This window comes from Pontibacillus marinus BH030004 = DSM 16465, assembly GCF_000425225.1.
Classification (GTDB): Bacteria; Bacillota; Bacilli; order Bacillales; family BH030062; genus Pontibacillus; species Pontibacillus marinus.
The window spans coordinates 72,442-89,383 of sequence record NZ_KE384333.1 but is presented as its reverse complement, the minus strand read 5'-3'; the positions used below and the strand labels follow the sequence as shown (position 1 = coordinate 89,383).

12 protein-coding genes are annotated in these 16,942 nt (G+C 39.0%); 1 reads left to right on the top strand and 11 read right to left on the bottom strand.

The annotated features are described in order from the left end of the window. Positions 1-115: 115 nt before the first annotated feature. The 9 genes from H514_RS0119165 to H514_RS0119125 all read right to left on the bottom strand — a co-directional run bounded on the left by H514_RS0119165 (position 116) and on the right by H514_RS0119125 (position 11,515). Positions 116-1,033, bottom strand: coding sequence for a hypothetical protein (locus H514_RS0119165; RefSeq protein WP_036841860.1), 918 nt, complete (start codon positions 1,031-1,033; stop codon positions 116-118). Between the two features lie 62 nt (positions 1,034-1,095). Further along, a complete protein-coding gene (glmU, locus tag H514_RS23515) occupies positions 1,096-2,076 on the bottom strand; it encodes a bifunctional UDP-N-acetylglucosamine diphosphorylase/glucosamine-1-phosphate N-acetyltransferase GlmU (protein WP_051255232.1) in 981 nt (326 codons plus the stop codon). A 15-nt stretch (positions 2,077-2,091) separates the two neighbouring features. Further along, on the bottom strand, positions 2,092-2,244 hold the full coding sequence (locus H514_RS24780) for a hypothetical protein (protein ID WP_154657419.1): 153 nt from the start codon (positions 2,242-2,244) through the stop codon (positions 2,092-2,094). 99 nt (positions 2,245-2,343) lie between these two features. Next, positions 2,344-4,176 (bottom strand): glutamine--fructose-6-phosphate transaminase (isomerizing), encoded by a 1,833-nt coding sequence (gene glmS, locus H514_RS0119150; RefSeq protein ID WP_027448419.1) that lies wholly within the window; start codon positions 4,174-4,176, stop codon positions 2,344-2,346. 125 nt (positions 4,177-4,301) lie between these two features. Continuing rightward, positions 4,302-5,654, bottom strand: a complete 1,353-nt coding sequence (locus tag H514_RS0119145; RefSeq protein ID WP_027448418.1) for a nucleotide sugar dehydrogenase — start codon at positions 5,652-5,654, stop codon at positions 4,302-4,304. 75 nt (positions 5,655-5,729) lie between these two features. Continuing rightward, positions 5,730-6,194, bottom strand: coding sequence for a hypothetical protein (locus tag H514_RS0119140; RefSeq protein ID WP_027448417.1), 465 nt, complete (start codon positions 6,192-6,194; stop codon positions 5,730-5,732). A gap of 48 nt (positions 6,195-6,242) precedes the next feature. Then, a complete protein-coding gene (locus tag H514_RS0119135; protein ID WP_027448416.1) occupies positions 6,243-7,661 on the bottom strand; it encodes a glycosyltransferase family 2 protein in 1,419 nt (472 codons plus the stop codon). 553 nt (positions 7,662-8,214) lie between these two features. After that, a complete protein-coding gene (locus tag H514_RS0119130; protein ID WP_027448415.1) occupies positions 8,215-9,375 on the bottom strand; it encodes a HEAT repeat domain-containing protein in 1,161 nt (386 codons plus the stop codon). Between the two features lie 10 nt (positions 9,376-9,385). Beyond that, on the bottom strand, positions 9,386-11,515 hold the full coding sequence (locus H514_RS0119125) for a hypothetical protein (protein WP_231566553.1): 2,130 nt from the start codon (positions 11,513-11,515) through the stop codon (positions 9,386-9,388). Positions 11,516-11,945: 430 nt separating this feature from the next. Between H514_RS0119125 and H514_RS0119120 the strand changes: the two genes are divergently transcribed. Then, positions 11,946-13,676 (top strand): glycoside hydrolase family 18 protein, encoded by a 1,731-nt coding sequence (locus H514_RS0119120; protein ID WP_027448413.1) that lies wholly within the window; start codon positions 11,946-11,948, stop codon positions 13,674-13,676. A 129-nt stretch (positions 13,677-13,805) separates the two neighbouring features. On the opposite strand, the gene H514_RS0119115 is transcribed toward H514_RS0119120, so the two are convergent. Beyond that, entirely contained in the window at positions 13,806-14,474 is a 669-nt protein-coding gene (locus H514_RS0119115) for a response regulator transcription factor (RefSeq protein ID WP_027448412.1), read from the bottom strand. A gap of 16 nt (positions 14,475-14,490) precedes the next feature. Beyond that, positions 14,491-16,827: an ATP-binding protein gene (locus H514_RS0119110; RefSeq protein WP_027448411.1), complete on the bottom strand. Its 2,337-nt coding sequence runs from the start codon at positions 16,825-16,827 to the stop codon at positions 14,491-14,493. Positions 16,828-16,942: the final 115 nt, after the last annotated feature.

Genomic DNA, 16,942 nt, shown 5'->3' with positions numbered 1-16,942 from the left:
ATCTAAGTACTCAGCATATGCATGTTAGTTCTGAGTAAGATTTCTGTATTCATTTTCCCTATGGTTTTTAGTATAAAAAAAAGCTCAGAGTATTTTCTGAGCTTCTTTCATATTCTTAACTAGACTGTTTTTTCTTCCAATGAGCATAATCATGAACCGCAATTCCTGAAAAGGCTCTGTTATTTCTAAAGGAATGTTTTAGTTGTTTAATCTCCTGACTCATATGTCCAGGCTCGCTATTATAAAAAGTGGTATGCCGTCCTTCATCTGTATCAATGATGTTTACCCCAATCACCACAGATTTGTCTTGTTTATCGGCCTCTTTCACAATAGGGGTTGCAATTTGGCTGATTCCATTATTTCCATCTGCGTAATTGCGGTAAGCCATAAGGGTCATTGAATCATAATGATTTAGCATCCACTGACTTAGACTCATGGACTTGCCAGGAACATTCAACTTGTGAATCCAAAAAGGAAAATCACCACTTACTGTAAGGTTTGTATTTTGTTTTGCTTCTTCGATAAGGTGTACAGAATTCATCATCCATTGTTGCATAACCGATTCTTTATCTTCCTTCCAAGAAGGGAGGAGGTAAGGTTCAATGTCTACGTGAATCCCTTGGAATTGTTCGTTTGGTTCAACCATTTGATTATAGTTTTTCACCTTTGAAGCAAAGCTTGTTAAATCCTTTTGGTTAGATGTGAGTGCCCAACGGGGGTCTCCACCAAGAGCGAAGACTTGGATTTCTTTTTGACTAGCTTTTTGAATAAAGGAACGATAATCCTGGACGGAAAAATGTTTCGAGCTGACATGAACGTAAATTAAGTTCACGTCTTGTTCATTAGCAAACGAAACGATTTCTTCAGGTTGTTTTGCTATCTTTTTCTCATCCCAAACCCAAGTTGCTTTTACTTGATCAGTTGTCTGATCTGGATTTTTTTGAAGGATACTAATCGCCCCAATCAACATATAAACAACAACGACAATTACTAAAATGCTTGGTCTTTTGATGATTTTCTTGATGGAATTCATACTGATCTCCCTTTTATGAATAAGAAAGTTTTAGCGTCTAGCCAGCTCATTAGGAGCCTTTCTTATGACCCCAGTGGGATGCTGCAAACGTCATTAGTCATAGAAAAATTGTGAATCTTCATCTGATCTTTTACATCATAATCAAGTAAGTCAACATCAGGTCCAATCACACAATGCTCCCCAATACGAGTTTGGCCACGTAGATGAGTTCGTGGTTCAATCGTAGTGTCTCTTCCAATTACGACATCTGCTTCAATGAAGGTAGTCTTTGGATCTACAATCGTGACGCCATTTTTCATATGCGTTTCTAGAATACGTTGTTGCATAATGTGTTCAGCTTTGGATAACTGAATACGATCATTGATACCAAGTCCTTCTTCAACATTTTCCATAACGGATGCAGAGATGGTATGTTGTTTCTTCTGAAGGATCTCGATTACATCAGGAAGGTAGTATTCGCTTTGATTATTATTTGAGTCTACTTCTTGTAGGGCAGAGAAAAGTAGCTGATTATCAAAGCAGAAAATCCCAGTATTCACTTCTTGGATTTCTTTTTCCTCTTCGGTTGCATCTTTTTGTTCGACAATGCGTTTCACATTTCCTGAAGCATTTCGAACAATACGTCCGTAACCAGAAGGATCTTCAGGGAGCATCGTTAAAATCGTACCCGCTGCATTTGTTTGGTGATGGTGTTCTAATAAATAATCTAGCGTTTTTTCTGTGATAAGTGGTGTATCGCCTGTAATAATTAGAGTCGTACCTTCTTTATCTCCAAGAAGTTCTTCGCTCATTTTAACCGCATGGGCTGTTCCTAATTGTTCTTCTTGTACCGCATATTGAACTGAATGGCCAAGTTGTTCTTGAATCATTTCTTTTTTATGACCAACAACCGTTACAATCTCGTTTGTGTTTAAGTTCTTTAAATGATCTGTAATATGCTCAACCATTGGTTTTCCGCATACAGGGTGCAGAACTTTCGGTAAATCTGACTTCATTCGAGTTCCTTTACCAGCTGCTAGTACAACTGCATATGTGGAGCGCATAGGAATCCTCCTTTATTAGTTCGTATTTTGCTGATAAAAAGGTTGTAAGCTTTGGATCATTTCTGTGATGATTTGGTCCTCTTCGATGATATTGTTCCCGCTCACTTTATCATTGATCTGCTGTAAGATTGTTTGAAGCCCTCGTTCATCTAGTTTTGTTTGCTTCATGATCCGCACCACCTTAATAGATTTATAGTTTTGTCTAGGGATTACAACATAAGCAATATCGCTCTAGATATTGCTTATGAAGAATACTCCGCTTAACGTTTATTCAACTGTTACACTTTTAGCTAAGTTTCTTGGCTTGTCGACATCATTGCCTAGTCCAAGGGCTGTGTAGTAAGAGATAAGCTGCAATGGAACCACTGATAGAAGTGGCGTGAATAAGGACTGTGTTGCTGGGATGTAGCACGTTTCATCTACATACTGCCAAATGTTTAAGTTTCCTTCCATCGCAAGCCCTAACACTTGTGCTCCGCGTGCTTTGAGCTCTTTGATATTTCCTAGCATTTTGTCATAAAGCTCTTCTTGTGTATTCAGTGCAATGACTGGTGTACCTTCTTCAATAAGAGCAAGGGTACCGTGCTTTAGCTCACCAGCGGCATATGCTTCAGAGTGGATGTAAGAGATTTCTTTTAGCTTTAGAGAACCTTCTAGGGATACTGCGTAATCCATGCCACGACCAATAAAGAATACGTGGTCAGAATTCTGAATGGATTCTGCATACCACTGAAGCCCTTTTACGTGCTCTAAAATACCTTCCATCTGATCTGGTGTTTGTACCAATGTATCAATAAGGGTTTTCTGCTCTTGAGAAGAGATTGTTTCTTTGATTTGAGCCATATAGATACCAACCATATAGAAAGATAGAACTTGGGTTGTATAAGCTTTCGTTGAGGCAACAGCAATTTCTGGCCCTGCCATTGTTAAAATAACTTGATCAGCCTCACGAGCAATAGAGCTTCCTACAACGTTTGTAATAGCTAGGACGTTAGCGCCTTTCTTTTGGCTTTCGCGTAATGCAGCTAAAGTATCAGCGGTTTCGCCAGATTGACTTACAACCATAACAAGCGTGTTTTCATCAACAATTGGGCGACGGTAACGGAATTCAGAAGCGATTTCTACTTCAACTGGTGTGCGTGTAAGCTCTTCAATAACGCCTTTACCAATTAATCCAGCATGGTAAGCAGTACCGCAAGCGACAATATAGATTTTATTCCATTTGTTTAATTGTTCAGGAGTCCAGTTAAGCTCTTCAAATTGAACTTGATGGTTCTCAGCATCGACACGGCCAGCCATAGTCGTTTGTAGAGCTTTAGGTTGTTCATGGATTTCTTTAAGCATGAAGTGGTCATAGCCATTCTTCTCTGCTTGTTCCATATCCCAATCGACACGGAAAATTTCACGATTTACTGGTTCATCTGTTTGAATATCTAAGAGCTTAACTTCATCTTCAGTAAGAATAGCTAATTCTCCGTCTTCAAGGATGTACACATCACGTGTGTGCTCTAATACAGCCGGGATGTCTGAGCTGATAAGGTTTTCGCATTCACCTTTTCCTACGATTAATGGGCTATCATGACGAATAGCGAAAAGTTTGTTAGGGTCATGTTCTGTTACGATTCCTAGAGCATAAGCGCCTTCTAATCTTTGAACAGCTTTTTTAATTGTAGAAACTACATCACCGTCGTATAGAGAAGAAAGTAGGTGAGCAACCACTTCTGAGTCCGTTTCAGATTGGAAAACAACACCTTGATCTTCTAATTCTTTTTTTACTTCTAGATAGTTTTCGATGATGCCATTGTGTACGATAGCAAAATCTTTCTTCGTATCTGTGTGAGGGTGAGAGTTTTCATCGGAAGGTCGTCCGTGAGTAGCCCACCGTGTGTGACCGATTCCAACCGTACCTTGAAGTGGTGATTCATTTAATAAGTTCTGTAGGTTTTCAAAGCGACCTTCAGCTTTGTTCGTTTGGATGGAGTCACCATTGTTTACTGCAACGCCAACCGAATCGTACCCACGATATTCTAGCTTTTTAAGTCCGTTCATAATGATGTTTTGAGATTCTTGTGTTCCGATATATCCCATGATTCCGCACATAATGTCATACTCCTTTTTCATTCGATGTAATGGTTTTTGTATGTTCAGATAATATAAGAATGATAAGTTCAGTTAAAGGTAAACCCAGGAAGGCGAGAGCTCCCGCCTTCTGGGTTTAATTTTATTTATAGTGCAATAGAGTTTTCTCGAGCGATTTTCGCTGTTGTACCAAATTTGTGAATATGAGGATAATCGTAATCTTTAAATGCATTACGTGTATCAACGATTGGTACACCAAGATTAGCGATTTCATTATAATCAAATGCTGCGTGGTTCGTTACAAGCACCATGCAATCATACTGCTTTAAAATGTCCTTGTTGTAAGGTACAGAATAAACAGTGTTGCCGTCCTCATCGATAAAGCTATCAGCGTGTGGATCGCAGTAATCAACATTTGCTCCGCTTTCTTTAAATAGCTCGTATAGATAAAGACCAGGAGATTCACGAAGGTCACTGATATTAGGCTTATAAGCCATTCCTAAGATTAATATCTTAGAACTATTGATAGAACGACCGTAAATGTTTAAGACTTGAGCAGACTTATTTACGATAACGTCTGGCATGTTATTGTTGATTGATTGAGCTAGATCGATAAATTTACTGTAGAAGCGGAAGCCTTTTGCTTTCCAAGAAAGATACATTGGATCAAGCGGAATGCAGTGCCCTCCGATACCAGGTCCTGGTTGAAATTTCATGAATCCAAATGGTTTTGTTGCTGCTGCATCAATAACTTCCCAAACATCAATATCCATACGCTCACACATCATAGCGATTTCGTTAATGAAAGCAATGTTAATGCTACGGAATGTGTTTTCTAGTAGCTTAGACATTTCTGCTACTTTAGGGGAAGAAACAGGAACTACCTGCTCGATATAGTTGCTGTATAGCATTACACCTAAGTCCGTGCAGGCTTCTGTAGCTCCGCCCATTACTTTAGGCATGTTGTGTGTGTTGTATTGTCCGTTACCTGGGTCAACGCGTTCAGGTGAGTAGCAAAGGAAGAAGTCTTCGCCTACCTGGTAGTCTGCGCGATTCAATTCACGAAGAATTAGCTCTTCTGTTGTACCAGGGTAAGTGGTACTTTCAAGCGTAATAACCACACCTTTTTTCAAATGAGGCTTCATTTTCTCCATAACGCTTGTGATATAAGACGTGTCTGGGTCTTGGTTTTCGCTTAATGGTGTAGGAACGCAGATGCTGATTGCATCAAGTTCACTTACAACACTGTAATCAGTAGTTGGATAGAAGTTAGAAGAGTCTAGTACACCTTGTACATCTTCATTGCTAATATCTGAAATATAAGATTGACCTTGCTTTAGTTGCTCGATCTTGTCTTCTGATAAATCAATACCGCAAACGTTGAAACCTGTTTTAGCCATTTCTACAGCTAGAGGTAGGCCAACGTATCCCATGCCGACAACACCAACATTTGCTTGCTTCGTTTTAATTTTTTGAGCCAGTTGATTAAAATATTTCATTTAAATCCCTCTCTTTTTTAAGAATTAAGGTTTTATAGTTCCATTTGAAACTCTCGAGTCTTTCTATTATTACCATCAACGATAAGGATGGAATGCATTTACTTCAGTGTTTGTTCGGTGATTGTAAATGTTGATATCCTTAGCTTTACTTCCGTTGATCATTTGGATCCATATCATTGAGAACATCATTTGTTCAGCGTGATGCCCATTTTCCGGGAAGCTCCCGATTAGTAGAGGGCCTGTTAATTGATCATTTTGTTCCAGAAACTCTTTCACATAGAAAGAATAGTCATGTGTGGAATCAAGGTGACAATCATCTAAAAGAATTCCTAACAGTCCTTCTGATGCATCATAGCTAAACTGTGCGCCAACTTCAGGTTTTTGTTTGTACATATGGTTCCTGAGTAGCTTCAATTGCTCGTCTCCCAAATCGGCTTTTACAATAAGAACGCCGCAAGCTAGACTACTAGCTTCATAATATTGAAGAAACTGTTGAAATGTCTTGAGAATGCGAGATCCAACACTGTAGGTCATATCCATATTTCATGCCCTCCTTATCGTGATTTTGGTATTTTTCATAAGTTTGTTTTAAGCGGATTTGCTGTCTTCGTTAAAGCTTGTTCTTGTCATCGTGCCCCATGTGTTGTTCTTACGGAAGAAATCAATTTGTCCAAGGAATCTCCAAAGAATACCAAGTTGACGGTATCCAAAGAACATAAGAAAGGTGTACAAGAGCATTTTGAAGAAATCGCGAATTCTTGGATAACGGTTGAAGGCCATTTCTTCTAAGAGTAATGAACCAGCACCAAGTAATGTTCCGTAAAGGACATTCATGAGCATGAATGTGGCTATGATGGACCAGCCTGTCATATCTAAGAATGTGTAACCGATAATGGATAGGAGTCCTGTGATCTTGAAGAAAGGACTTAGTGTTTCAAAAAGAATGTTGTATGGGAGTGTTAGCCAACCCATAATTTTATATTTAGGATTCATAAACATATAAATCCCTTCTTCAATCATGTTCTTCAGGTTCCCACGCCCCCAACGCTTTCGCTGGCTGCCGAGGATCTTGAATGAATCTGGAGCTTGTGTCCAACAAACGGCGTCTGGACAGAAGTCAATTCGATAAGGAAGTTTATTCTGTAACATATGACGGTGGAGTTTAATGATAATATTCATATCTTCTCCTGGATAACCACCGCGGTAGCCGCCGACTTCTATAATTTTATCTTTTCGAAATACACCAAATGCACCGGATACAATAATGAGACCATTCATTTGGCTCCAACCGATTCTTCCGCCGATAAAGGCTCTTAGATACTCTACGGTTTGCATCATCGGTAGTAGCTTCTTCGGTAAACGAACGTTCTTCACAACTCCGTTTTCAATTCTGCAACCATTGGCGATACGAACGTTTCCGCCAATACCTACCGTTTCTTCTGGGCTTTCCATATACATGCTTGCGATTCGAATGAGTGCATCTTTTTCTAATAAGGAATCAGCATCAATTGAAGAGATTAATGGATAGTTAGAATGGTTGATTCCAGCGTTTAAGGAATCTGCTTTACCACCATTTTCTTTATCAATAATGTAAAGGTTTGGATATACCGGATTATAATAAATGCCTTTTACATTACCTGTTTGAATAACACCTTCTTTTTTAGAAGGGGGCAAGTATTGTAAATTAAATTGTTTTCGAAGAACGTTTATCGTGTCATCGCTAGATCCATCGTTAACGACAATGACCTCATAGGTTGGATAATTTAGAGCGAGTAATGATTTCAAGCTTTCTTCAATAGTTAGTTCTTCATTGTAAGCAGGTACCAAGATAGAGATAGGTGGGACATTCTTGGAATCTGATAATTTTTCAATATCGGTATAGGATTTACGTTTGATAATGCTGAATATGCGTTTAAAGGAAAACAGCATGATCGTTAAGTAAATTGAGTTAATCGTGAAGACATAGAACATGGCGAATAAGCCATATCCTAGTAATATTTCCCTCATATCGGACTCCTTTCCTTTTGTTTACCAAAGTGTAGTGTTTGTTTTTGCGGCCACATCCAGCTCCAGCGCCCAGCAACGAATGGACTTGGGCCCACACGACGTGGGTCAGATCGACGTTGTCACAGGAAGTGACGAACTTGGGCCTACAGGATGTAGGTCAGATCGGTGTTGTCACAGGACGTGACGAACTTGGGCCTACAGGATGTAGGTCAGATCGGTGTTGTCACAGGACGTGACGAACTTGGGCCCACACGACGTGGGTCAGATCGGCGTTGTCACAGGACGTGACGAACTTAGCCGATCTTCCTTATCACTTTATCCGTACGATAAGTCAACATCGATTCACTTTGTTCATCGTGTTTCCTTTACACGTTTATGACATGAAATTTTAACAAGGAAGAAAATCGACGTAGTTAAAATTTCTAGGTAAAAGTACCACGGCAACTAAGCTTCTGTCTGCGCCTGTCGGCTTGCCAATCAGCAAGTTTGGTTAATCGTACTACGGGCTCAGTCCAGTCCCTTCGTTGCTAAACGGGCGCTTGCGCTTTTGGTCTTACATAGCCGGATTAAGTTTTTGATCGTCACCAAAGTGTTGTTTAAAGATATGCAACTTGTGATCGTAATCGGAACTTTGTTTCATTTGTTCAGCTTTAGAGGCTTGGATGCTAAGCTCTTCATGGAGACATTCCAATGCGACGTCAGCACCAGCTTTATTCATTTGCGCTACTTCACATAGCATCTCGAATCCTGATTCACCTAGTTTCAGTAGGCTTCGTGCACTTGAACGAGCTACTGTCCAATTTTTATCTTTAAGTCCTTCTTCAAGAAGGTTCGTGTATTCGGTCTTGTTCGCATCTCCTATCCATTCAGCGATAAAGGAGCGAATCTCCCAATCTTTAAAGCGTATGAATTTTTGTATTTCACTGGCTGAGCAAGCACCAGAATAGATTAATAATTGAACTGTTAACTCACGGACTTCTTTATCCTCTGAAGTAATGAAAGGGAGGACCTGGCTGTGTAAATCAGGTGTGGATTCTTCCATCAAACCGAGTAGGGCAACTTTCGTTAATACAGGTCGTGATTCTTTTAACAACTGTGTATAGATAACTCTTAAATCTAGTGATGATTCTTGTGAAATATCAGTGATTAATGCGTAATTGTTGTGGTTATCCTCAGACAGATGAATAATCATGTCTTTAACTTTTACTGGTTGATCGGATGTTTGGGCAATAGAGCGAGCTATGATAAACATGGTAGAGTCTCTCTTGTTTCGGTAAAGTAACTGAAATAAAGGATCAGTAGCTTCTGGCGCTCTCATAACTCCTAGGTTGTAAGCTGCATCTATCTGTGTTTTATGGGATAGGCTTTTCAGTCGTTTTAAGTTCAACTCAACTAACCCAAGGTCTTTGCATAATACTTCGATTTTAGTTTGTTCCTCACCTGAATAATGGTGTATCCAATCAAATAAAACCTGCTGCAGTACTTGCTTTTCGAACTTGTTTAAAGGTTTGTCTGGTAAAGGGAGTTGATCCTTTTGCTTAAGATCAGACTGAAGTGTATCCAAATACTCCTGAAACTGCTGTACACACTTTTGTGTTTTCTTTTGGGTTTGTTTTTTTTGGATCTTCATAGCTAGTATGATAAAAACATTTAATCCTAAGATAGCGAGAAGTCCATATATGACCCAGTAGGCCATATCTAAATTGACAAACATTGAATCCCTCCTATTTTTTTGTAGATTGAAATGCTTGTTTCATGGTGTAATAACTGCTCTTGAGATGTTCGTAGTAATCTACTTCGTGCCAGGTTTCCCATTGATAGATTGGTAACTCTGAAACGGGAACAGGACTTTGTTTTCCTAAACTATTTATAGATTCTTTGTTTTGGTTAACGATCCAAGGTAGGATTCGTATTCCTTTAGATTTTTCTGTGTTAAATTTACTTTTATCGCTATCACCATTCTCATAACTCACGGCTTCTCGTGTACTAGGGTCTGAAAAACCGAGCATAGCCCAAGGGATTTTCAATTCGATTGTTTTATCCTTGGCTTGCCAAAGGATATGAGAATTAAATGTTTTGTTCTCTGAATCCGTACTACCTTTCTTTAATTGACCAATTGTAACGTCATCAAAAGGGACAGAGAACTTGGAATGAGGCGGGTCAGTTTTTAAACTGAGCGCAAGCTTCCATGGTCTAAAAACACCTGAATTTTCCTTCGTGTGTTTCTGTTTAACTTCCTTGATACCGTAGCTTTCTCCATAAAGACGTTGGTGAAGGTCGTAATTAGAAGCAATTTTAATAGAGCTTTTTTCTTCAGTACTTAACTGAATGATGTTTTCTAACCCTTCATCTAACCTTCTTTCTCCTAAAGGTCCGCCATGTCGGTTTCCACCAGGCAAGGAATCGATTCCAAGGTAAAGTGATTGTTTCTCTGGTTGGAATGATTTAGACAGGGTCCCATGAATGTATAAGTAACCTTCATCATGCGTAACCCAAATTTCTTCCCAGCCTTCTGGGTTCATATCAAGCTTTTCTTTATCCTCAAGTTGTTTCCAATCATCTGTGTTTCCATCAATTTGGATGTCGTCCGTTTTACTTGGGTACATCCCTAAAACTCCAAATGATTGTTCACTTGATAAAGCGTTGTACCAATATGCTCTTCGATCGGGATTATCGTAGTTCATTGTGTTCCAAGTGCGTTTGAACCATTCATCTTGCCAGGAAAATAAAATCGCTCCTGCATAATCTTCCTGATAGATATTTTTGAATAACTCCCTATTGATTTCACCTTGCTGTTGTTCTGTATGTCCTCCTTGGTTCCACTCATTTTCTCCAATATGTGCGGAACCAAGAGAGGAAGGAACTCCGAATTCAGTTACCATAACAGGGAGGTTATTATGGTATTCCTGCAAATCTCGGAGGTAGCCTCGATAGTTGTTCGATTTTCCGATTGGACCTTTCGCTTGCTTATACTGATCCGAATAACGTAGAAAATCAGGGTAATACGGATAAACATGATAGGAAGCGAAATAACCTGCATCCCATTGGTTCGTCGTTATCTTAGTTGCATCCACTTCCACTGAATCTTCCATTGGAAATGGTTCTTTCGGATGTTTCAGAGGATCGGTAGTTACCCAGTTTGTAAAGGTCATTGGGTGTTCCCAACCACGCTTCTTCTCTAAAGATGCTGTATAATTCATGAGTTCTGCTAACCAATTTTCAAAAGAAGAAGCTTTTGATTTAGATTGAAAATGGTCTCCTTTAAAGGGAGTGCCATTATTTTTTTCGTTTGTTTTTTTCACCATTTTTGGATCCCATTCTGTTCCTATATGCCATGCAAGTAAGTAAGGAGCAGCATTTGCGGTATATTCCCCACTTGCTTCTCCATGGGATTCAGGGAGCGTGATGTCTCCGTATATAGCACCCACTGCATCCTTTATCTCCTTCTTAAAAGCTTTAGTTACTTTTGGCGAATGTGCATCCTGCGTTTCTTCAAGTTTGTTTACTGGAGACCAAACCCCCTGCATGAAATAAAGTGGATCTTCTCCATGATCTCGGTTGAATTCGACAAGTGCTTCGTAAAAGGCAGGATCGTGAATGGTGTAGATCCGAATGGTATTAGCCCCCATTTCGTGAATCTGTTTGAACCACCTCATGTAATCTTCTTTCTTAATAGGTAGCTCTCCAGGATAATGTCCAGGAAGAGAGGCACCTACATTTACGCCTTGTGAAAAGAAGGGGGACCAGGATTGGTTTTGATAGACTTGGATTTTTTCATCTTTTGTTCGAAATTTCATCTGTGTTCCATCTTTTAGCTTTAACGTTTCAATATCAGGGGAAGCTGCATCACGCATATAACTAAAGATCCCCAAGGCGATTAAAAACAAGGTAAAAAGGAACAGTCCCTTGTATTTAATAATTGGTGCCTCCTTTCTCAGACATATAGAATGTCGGTTTCAATGACGAATGTACTCTTCTTCAAATTTCTAACTTTTTTGAAAATTTCTCCTTGAATTTCATAAAAGAAACGGTTAATTTGAAGATGGGTTATGTGTTGAGTACGTTTATAAAGTTAACACGGTACTGATGGCTTTACATCGAAAACCATACTTCGGAACAGCGAATTCCTTTTTCGGTATCCCCTTCGGATGATTAGGGGATAGTTGGAATCTTTCGCCTACAAGTCTACTGTTTATACGGAATGTGGCTTGTTTCGGTGGTGGGTTTGATGGATGAGTCTAGCTTGGTTAGCTTACTCTAAAAATGGAAAAGATGGAGGAACGTATGTATAAAAAAACACTAACCTTTGGGATTGTATGCAGTATTCTAATGCTTTTAATGGGATTTTCTCATCCAGGCAATAAACAACATGCGTTATGGGTGAAGCAAGCTGATTTAAACACCGAAACTGAGGACATATTGAAACTTAGTAAAAAACAAGACCTTAATCAGATATACTTAAAGATTAATAGACAAAAAACATATGGATATTATGAAACGTTTTTACGAAAAGCGAATGAAGCAGGAATTGATGTGTATGCCTATGGAGGTAAGCCTTCATGGGGATTGGAGAAAAATAATTACGAAAGTTTAAGTTTTGCCTACTGGGTAAAGGACTATAACAATTCAGTAGCTGAGAACGCGAAAATGACAGGAGTTATGTTTAAAGTTTTACCATATAAACTCCCGCAATGGTCCGAAGATCAGACCGCAATATTGAAGCAATGGAAAAACATTATGCAGGCAGCTTATGAAGAAGCCAAGTTAAATAGTTCATTGAAAGTAAGTGTAGCAATACCATTTTGGCTTGATAATATCGATACACCCGGACAAGCAGATATGTCATTCAGTACATGGCTGATTCGCCAATTTGATGAAACTGCCATCTTAGCTTATCGAGATACGATGGAAGGACCGAATGGGGTTGTTGAACTTACTGAGAATGAGTTAAAAGCTGCTAGTGAATACAATAAAGACATTATGATCGGAGTTAGCTTAGAAAACTCAGGCAGTGACGTGGTTTCCTTCCATGAAGAGGGTGTAGATGATCTATATATGCACCTGGATGTTTTAGATAAACATGTTACGCAATCTTCTTATATTGGAACGGTTATTGATGATTTTCAGAGTTGGCTACAATTAAGCCCACTACCTGAGGAGAAGAGTGAAACTTCGCCTAAAGAAGATGAAGAAGAGTCAACAGAATCTCCTCAAGCCGAACAAAAGAGAGGAACTTATATATGGCACGCAAGCAACTTAATTTCAGAGCCTGATCAAATTATTCAATTCGCTAAAGAGAAGGATCTCAACATGTTATATACACGCTTGGATTTAAGGCAGCCATTCTCAAAATACCAAGACTTTGTGGAAAAAGCTCATGAGGAAGGAATTGAAGTTCATGCTATGGGTGGACATCCGAAATGGGCACTTGAACAACTTCAACCACGCATTATGAAACTTGTAAACTACGTGAAAAAATATAATGGTGAAGCAACTAGCGCACAGAAATTTGATGGAATCCATATTGATGTTGAGCCTTATACGGTAAATGGATGGAATCGTCACAATGATGAAAAGCTAAAAGAGTGGATGGATAACATTAAGCTCTTTGTAAAAGAGTCAAAAGAAGATACAAATTTAGAAGTGAGTATGGACCTTGCCATGTGGTGGGATGACCGAAAGACACCAGGCAATCCAGATCTTCCATTTAATAAATGGGTGATGAAGCAAATGGATCACACTTCAGTTATGGCATTCCGTGATTATGCAGAAGGGCCGGGCGGAATTTTATATATGACAGAAGAGGAAGTTAACCACGCCAATAATCTTGGTAAACCCGTTTTACTTTCGCTAGAAATGCGACCAAGCCTTATCAATAAGATCACATTTGCAGAAGAAGGGAAGGCGAAGATGAGAGAGCAGATTGATGTCTTGGAAAACAGCCTGCAAGATGATGCTTCTTATAAAGGATACATGATCCACTCCTATGAATATTGGAAAGAAGCAAAAGAATAGAAAAGAAGGTGCTGCTCCTAGATTGGAAGCAGCACCTTCTTTTTGTGGTACAAAAAGATAATAATAAATGCAATCAAAGTTGGTACATACAAAAGACTAATTATACAGATATCGTTACGATAGCCTTCTTTATTCTTCTTCTACATCATCGGCTATAATTCCCCACTGCTTAGACTTCAGTACAGCTTCGGCTCTCGATTTCACGTTCAGCTTTTTGAAGATCTCCGTCAGGTTGTACTCAATCGTACGTTGACTTTGGTAAAAGTCTTGAGCAATTTCTTTATTACTTTTGCCTTTGGCGACCTCTTTCAAGATTTTTTGTTCTTTTGAATTAATGGAAACATCCTTCATTTCCTCTTGTTCTTGGGCCTCGGCTTCAGGAGCTTGCACTTCAACACGGCGTAATTGATTGAAAAGGGATTGTGGTAAAATCACTTTTCCTTCTAATGCACAACGAATGCATGTCAGTAGCTGATGACGAGGTTCAGTTTTACTAACAAACCCTGATACACCAGCTTCAACAAGCGTATTAAAGTAAGGTCCAATATCATGTCCGGAATAGATGACGATGGGTGCGTTTTTCCCCATCGTTCTTACTTCTTTTATTAATTCAATACCATTCATTCCAGGCATACGTAAGTCAAAAAGCATAAGATCAAAATCTTGCTTTTCTATGATTTCGAGTGCTTCTCCCGCTGATTCCACAATGGTAACCACCATGTCCTCTTCACGTTCGATCATTAATTTAGTTCCTTCTCCGACGGAAGGGTGATCATCGACTAATATAATGCGTATCATGATTTCAGTCACCATCCTATTTTAAGGTTTTATATGGGTTTTGGTTTTTGATCTGTAGAAACATAGCAAGCTCGAACCCACCTTCACTTGAAGAAAAGAATTCTACATCCCCTTGTAAACTACGAACTCTTTGGCGAATTCCTGCTAAGCCCATACTTTGTGAATCATTATTCAATTCCTGTAGAGGTAGACCGACACCATCATCTTTGTAGTTTAAAACCACCATATCTCCTTCGCTTTTTAGGTCAAATTGAACAAGTTGAGCTTTGGAGTGTTTCAGTGCATTATTTAAAAGCTCCTGAACAATTCGGTATATCGCTAAGGAATGCTCATGATCTAGCTGCTTTGTGAACTGGCTACCTTCGAATGTTATAAAAAAGTTTGCGTGCAAGCGGTAATAATCCATTAAGTGCTGCAATGCTTGTACGATTCCTGTTTCTTTTAAGAACGGCGGACGTAAAAACGTGCATGTATCCCGAATCTGTTGAACGACATCTAATAGCCCATCTTTTACTTGGCTTAGCGTGCGTTCTGTTGGAGGGGAGAGCTTCTCTTCTTCTAACAGCTCCTCGACCTTTCGGTACCATACCAATTGTTCTTGAAGCGCAGAATCATGAAGGTCATAAGCTAGCCTTGCACGTTCTTTTTCAGAAAGATTGAATAACAAACGTAACAACCAGGAAGGGGCTTCGTTGTTTTGGTACATCGATTGCTTCAGCTCTTCTGTAACCCCTTCGATTAATTGGAAGTTTTGATACACAATTCCAGTGTAGTGCGCCATTGTCTTAAGCCAGCTAATTTCGTCTTGATTAAATGGTGTATGATTCAATTTGTTATCCACCCAAAGAATATGTAATGACTCATGTCTTTCACTGATAATAAAACATTTTCCTTTTGCTAGGCGGACGAGATCCCCTGCTTCATTTACATCATTATTTTCTTTATATTGATAACGAAAACCATGCTCAGGGAAGCCTTTATCTCCCTCAATCAACTTGAAAGATGCATCTGCTTTGTGAAATTGGACTAAAGAAACAGAGGCGACAGGCAGTACTTCTTTTACCTCTCTTATCAACCGAGAATCTAAGTCCTCACGTTTTAAAATGTTCGAAATATCCTTTGTGAACTGGTCTAAACGATCCTGGAAATTATGTTTCTTGGACATAAAACGCGGTTTAAAATCGAAACGTTCTTCTAAATAGAAAAATAGAATACAAGCTGCATAGATTGAAAGCGTTAAACGAATCCAACCAATAATTGTAATATTCGTAACGACCATAGTCAGTGGTCCTATAATTAAGACGGTTAGTATAACGGATATAAAAGAGTAATAGCGTAATCTGCTATTAATAAAATCAATATCAAATAAGCGGTTCGTTAACACCAAGTACAGGAAGAAAATAGGTAAAAATATAATGAATACGGCAGATACAGGTGGAGGGATGATATCCACTCCAAAGAAAGAGCTAGGTAATGCCGTTAAGAAGATAAACGGGAAAAAGGATACAACTATACCGAAAATCATGTTTTGGAAAACGGGCTTATGGATCGTTTTTCTGTACTTAACGTAATAAGATACAAGAACGGCTAAACACCAAAAGATTTCAAATGAAAATAGGATCAAATGAGTATTTCGAATGATGGAATATAATCCACCAATATTGAAAAAGAAGGAAAACGTATCAATTAAGACAATCAATAAATTAACCCCATACAGAATAATGAGCGTACGGAAACGTATAAAATAAATGCGATAGCGTAAAAAGTACGTCACAAGAAAGTGTAAGAAAAGTGTAGGTGTCATCATAAATGAGAGTCCAGCAATAAAACGTGCAATAATATCCGCTCGCGCCGAAGCCCCTGCACTAAGGTATCCTAACCCGACATTAAGGAAAAACAGACTAAGTATAAGCGCTGTTCGATCTTCTTTTTTGCGAGTATAGATAAAGCTTGATAGAGCAAATAGAATCATAAAAACAATCGATGGAATGATCGTGTGATATAAGAGCGTATCCGAATTCGTAGACGGGAAGGTAGTAAATTCAGATTCTACACCTTGTTTTCTTGTTTTTAGTTGTTCGATATCTCCAATGACACCATACCGTCGTATTGAACGGTGCTCATCAGGTTGCATGTGATTGACTTCTACTAATACTTCACCTGTTTGAATGTCATGGTGGCCTGCCCAGCCAATAGGGTCAACAGCACTAACTTCCCATTGTCCTTCTTGGTTTTGGTTTAAATTAATGCCTATATATGTTTGGGTCATCGTAACGTAAACTAAATACAAAGCCATTAGTAGAATCAACCCGGTTAGTCCGGCTGTATAGAATTTTCTGTGGAACAGCTTCATGATTTCAATACCTTTCTTTTACAGCTTTAAGGGTGGAGTAAATGTAGAACAAAAATAGCCAGAGTAGTATCTGGCTATGTTCACTTGCTCTATGATTTTCTTATGAGGCGTGTCT

Coding starts and splice junctions, on each gene's coding strand:
- H514_RS0119165 (WP_036841860.1), bottom strand. CDS start 1,033: ATGAATTCCATCAAGAAAATCATCAAAAGACCAAGCATTTTAGTAATT.
- glmU (WP_051255232.1), bottom strand. CDS start 2,076: ATGCGCTCCACATATGCAGTTGTACTAGCAGCTGGTAAAGGAACTCGA.
- H514_RS24780 (WP_154657419.1), bottom strand. CDS start 2,244: ATGAAGCAAACAAAACTAGATGAACGAGGGCTTCAAACAATCTTACAG.
- glmS (WP_027448419.1), bottom strand. CDS start 4,176: ATGTGCGGAATCATGGGATATATCGGAACACAAGAATCTCAAAACATC.
- H514_RS0119145 (WP_027448418.1), bottom strand. CDS start 5,654: ATGAAATATTTTAATCAACTGGCTCAAAAAATTAAAACGAAGCAAGCA.
- H514_RS0119140 (WP_027448417.1), bottom strand. CDS start 6,194: ATGGATATGACCTACAGTGTTGGATCTCGCATTCTCAAGACATTTCAA.
- H514_RS0119135 (WP_027448416.1), bottom strand. CDS start 7,661: ATGAGGGAAATATTACTAGGATATGGCTTATTCGCCATGTTCTATGTC.
- H514_RS0119130 (WP_027448415.1), bottom strand. CDS start 9,375: ATGTTTGTCAATTTAGATATGGCCTACTGGGTCATATATGGACTTCTC.
- H514_RS0119125 (WP_231566553.1), bottom strand. CDS start 11,515: ATGCGTGATGCAGCTTCCCCTGATATTGAAACGTTAAAGCTAAAAGAT.
- H514_RS0119120 (WP_027448413.1), top strand. CDS start 11,946: ATGTATAAAAAAACACTAACCTTTGGGATTGTATGCAGTATTCTAATG.
- H514_RS0119115 (WP_027448412.1), bottom strand. CDS start 14,474: ATGATACGCATTATATTAGTCGATGATCACCCTTCCGTCGGAGAAGGA.
- H514_RS0119110 (WP_027448411.1), bottom strand. CDS start 16,827: ATGAAGCTGTTCCACAGAAAATTCTATACAGCCGGACTAACCGGGTTG.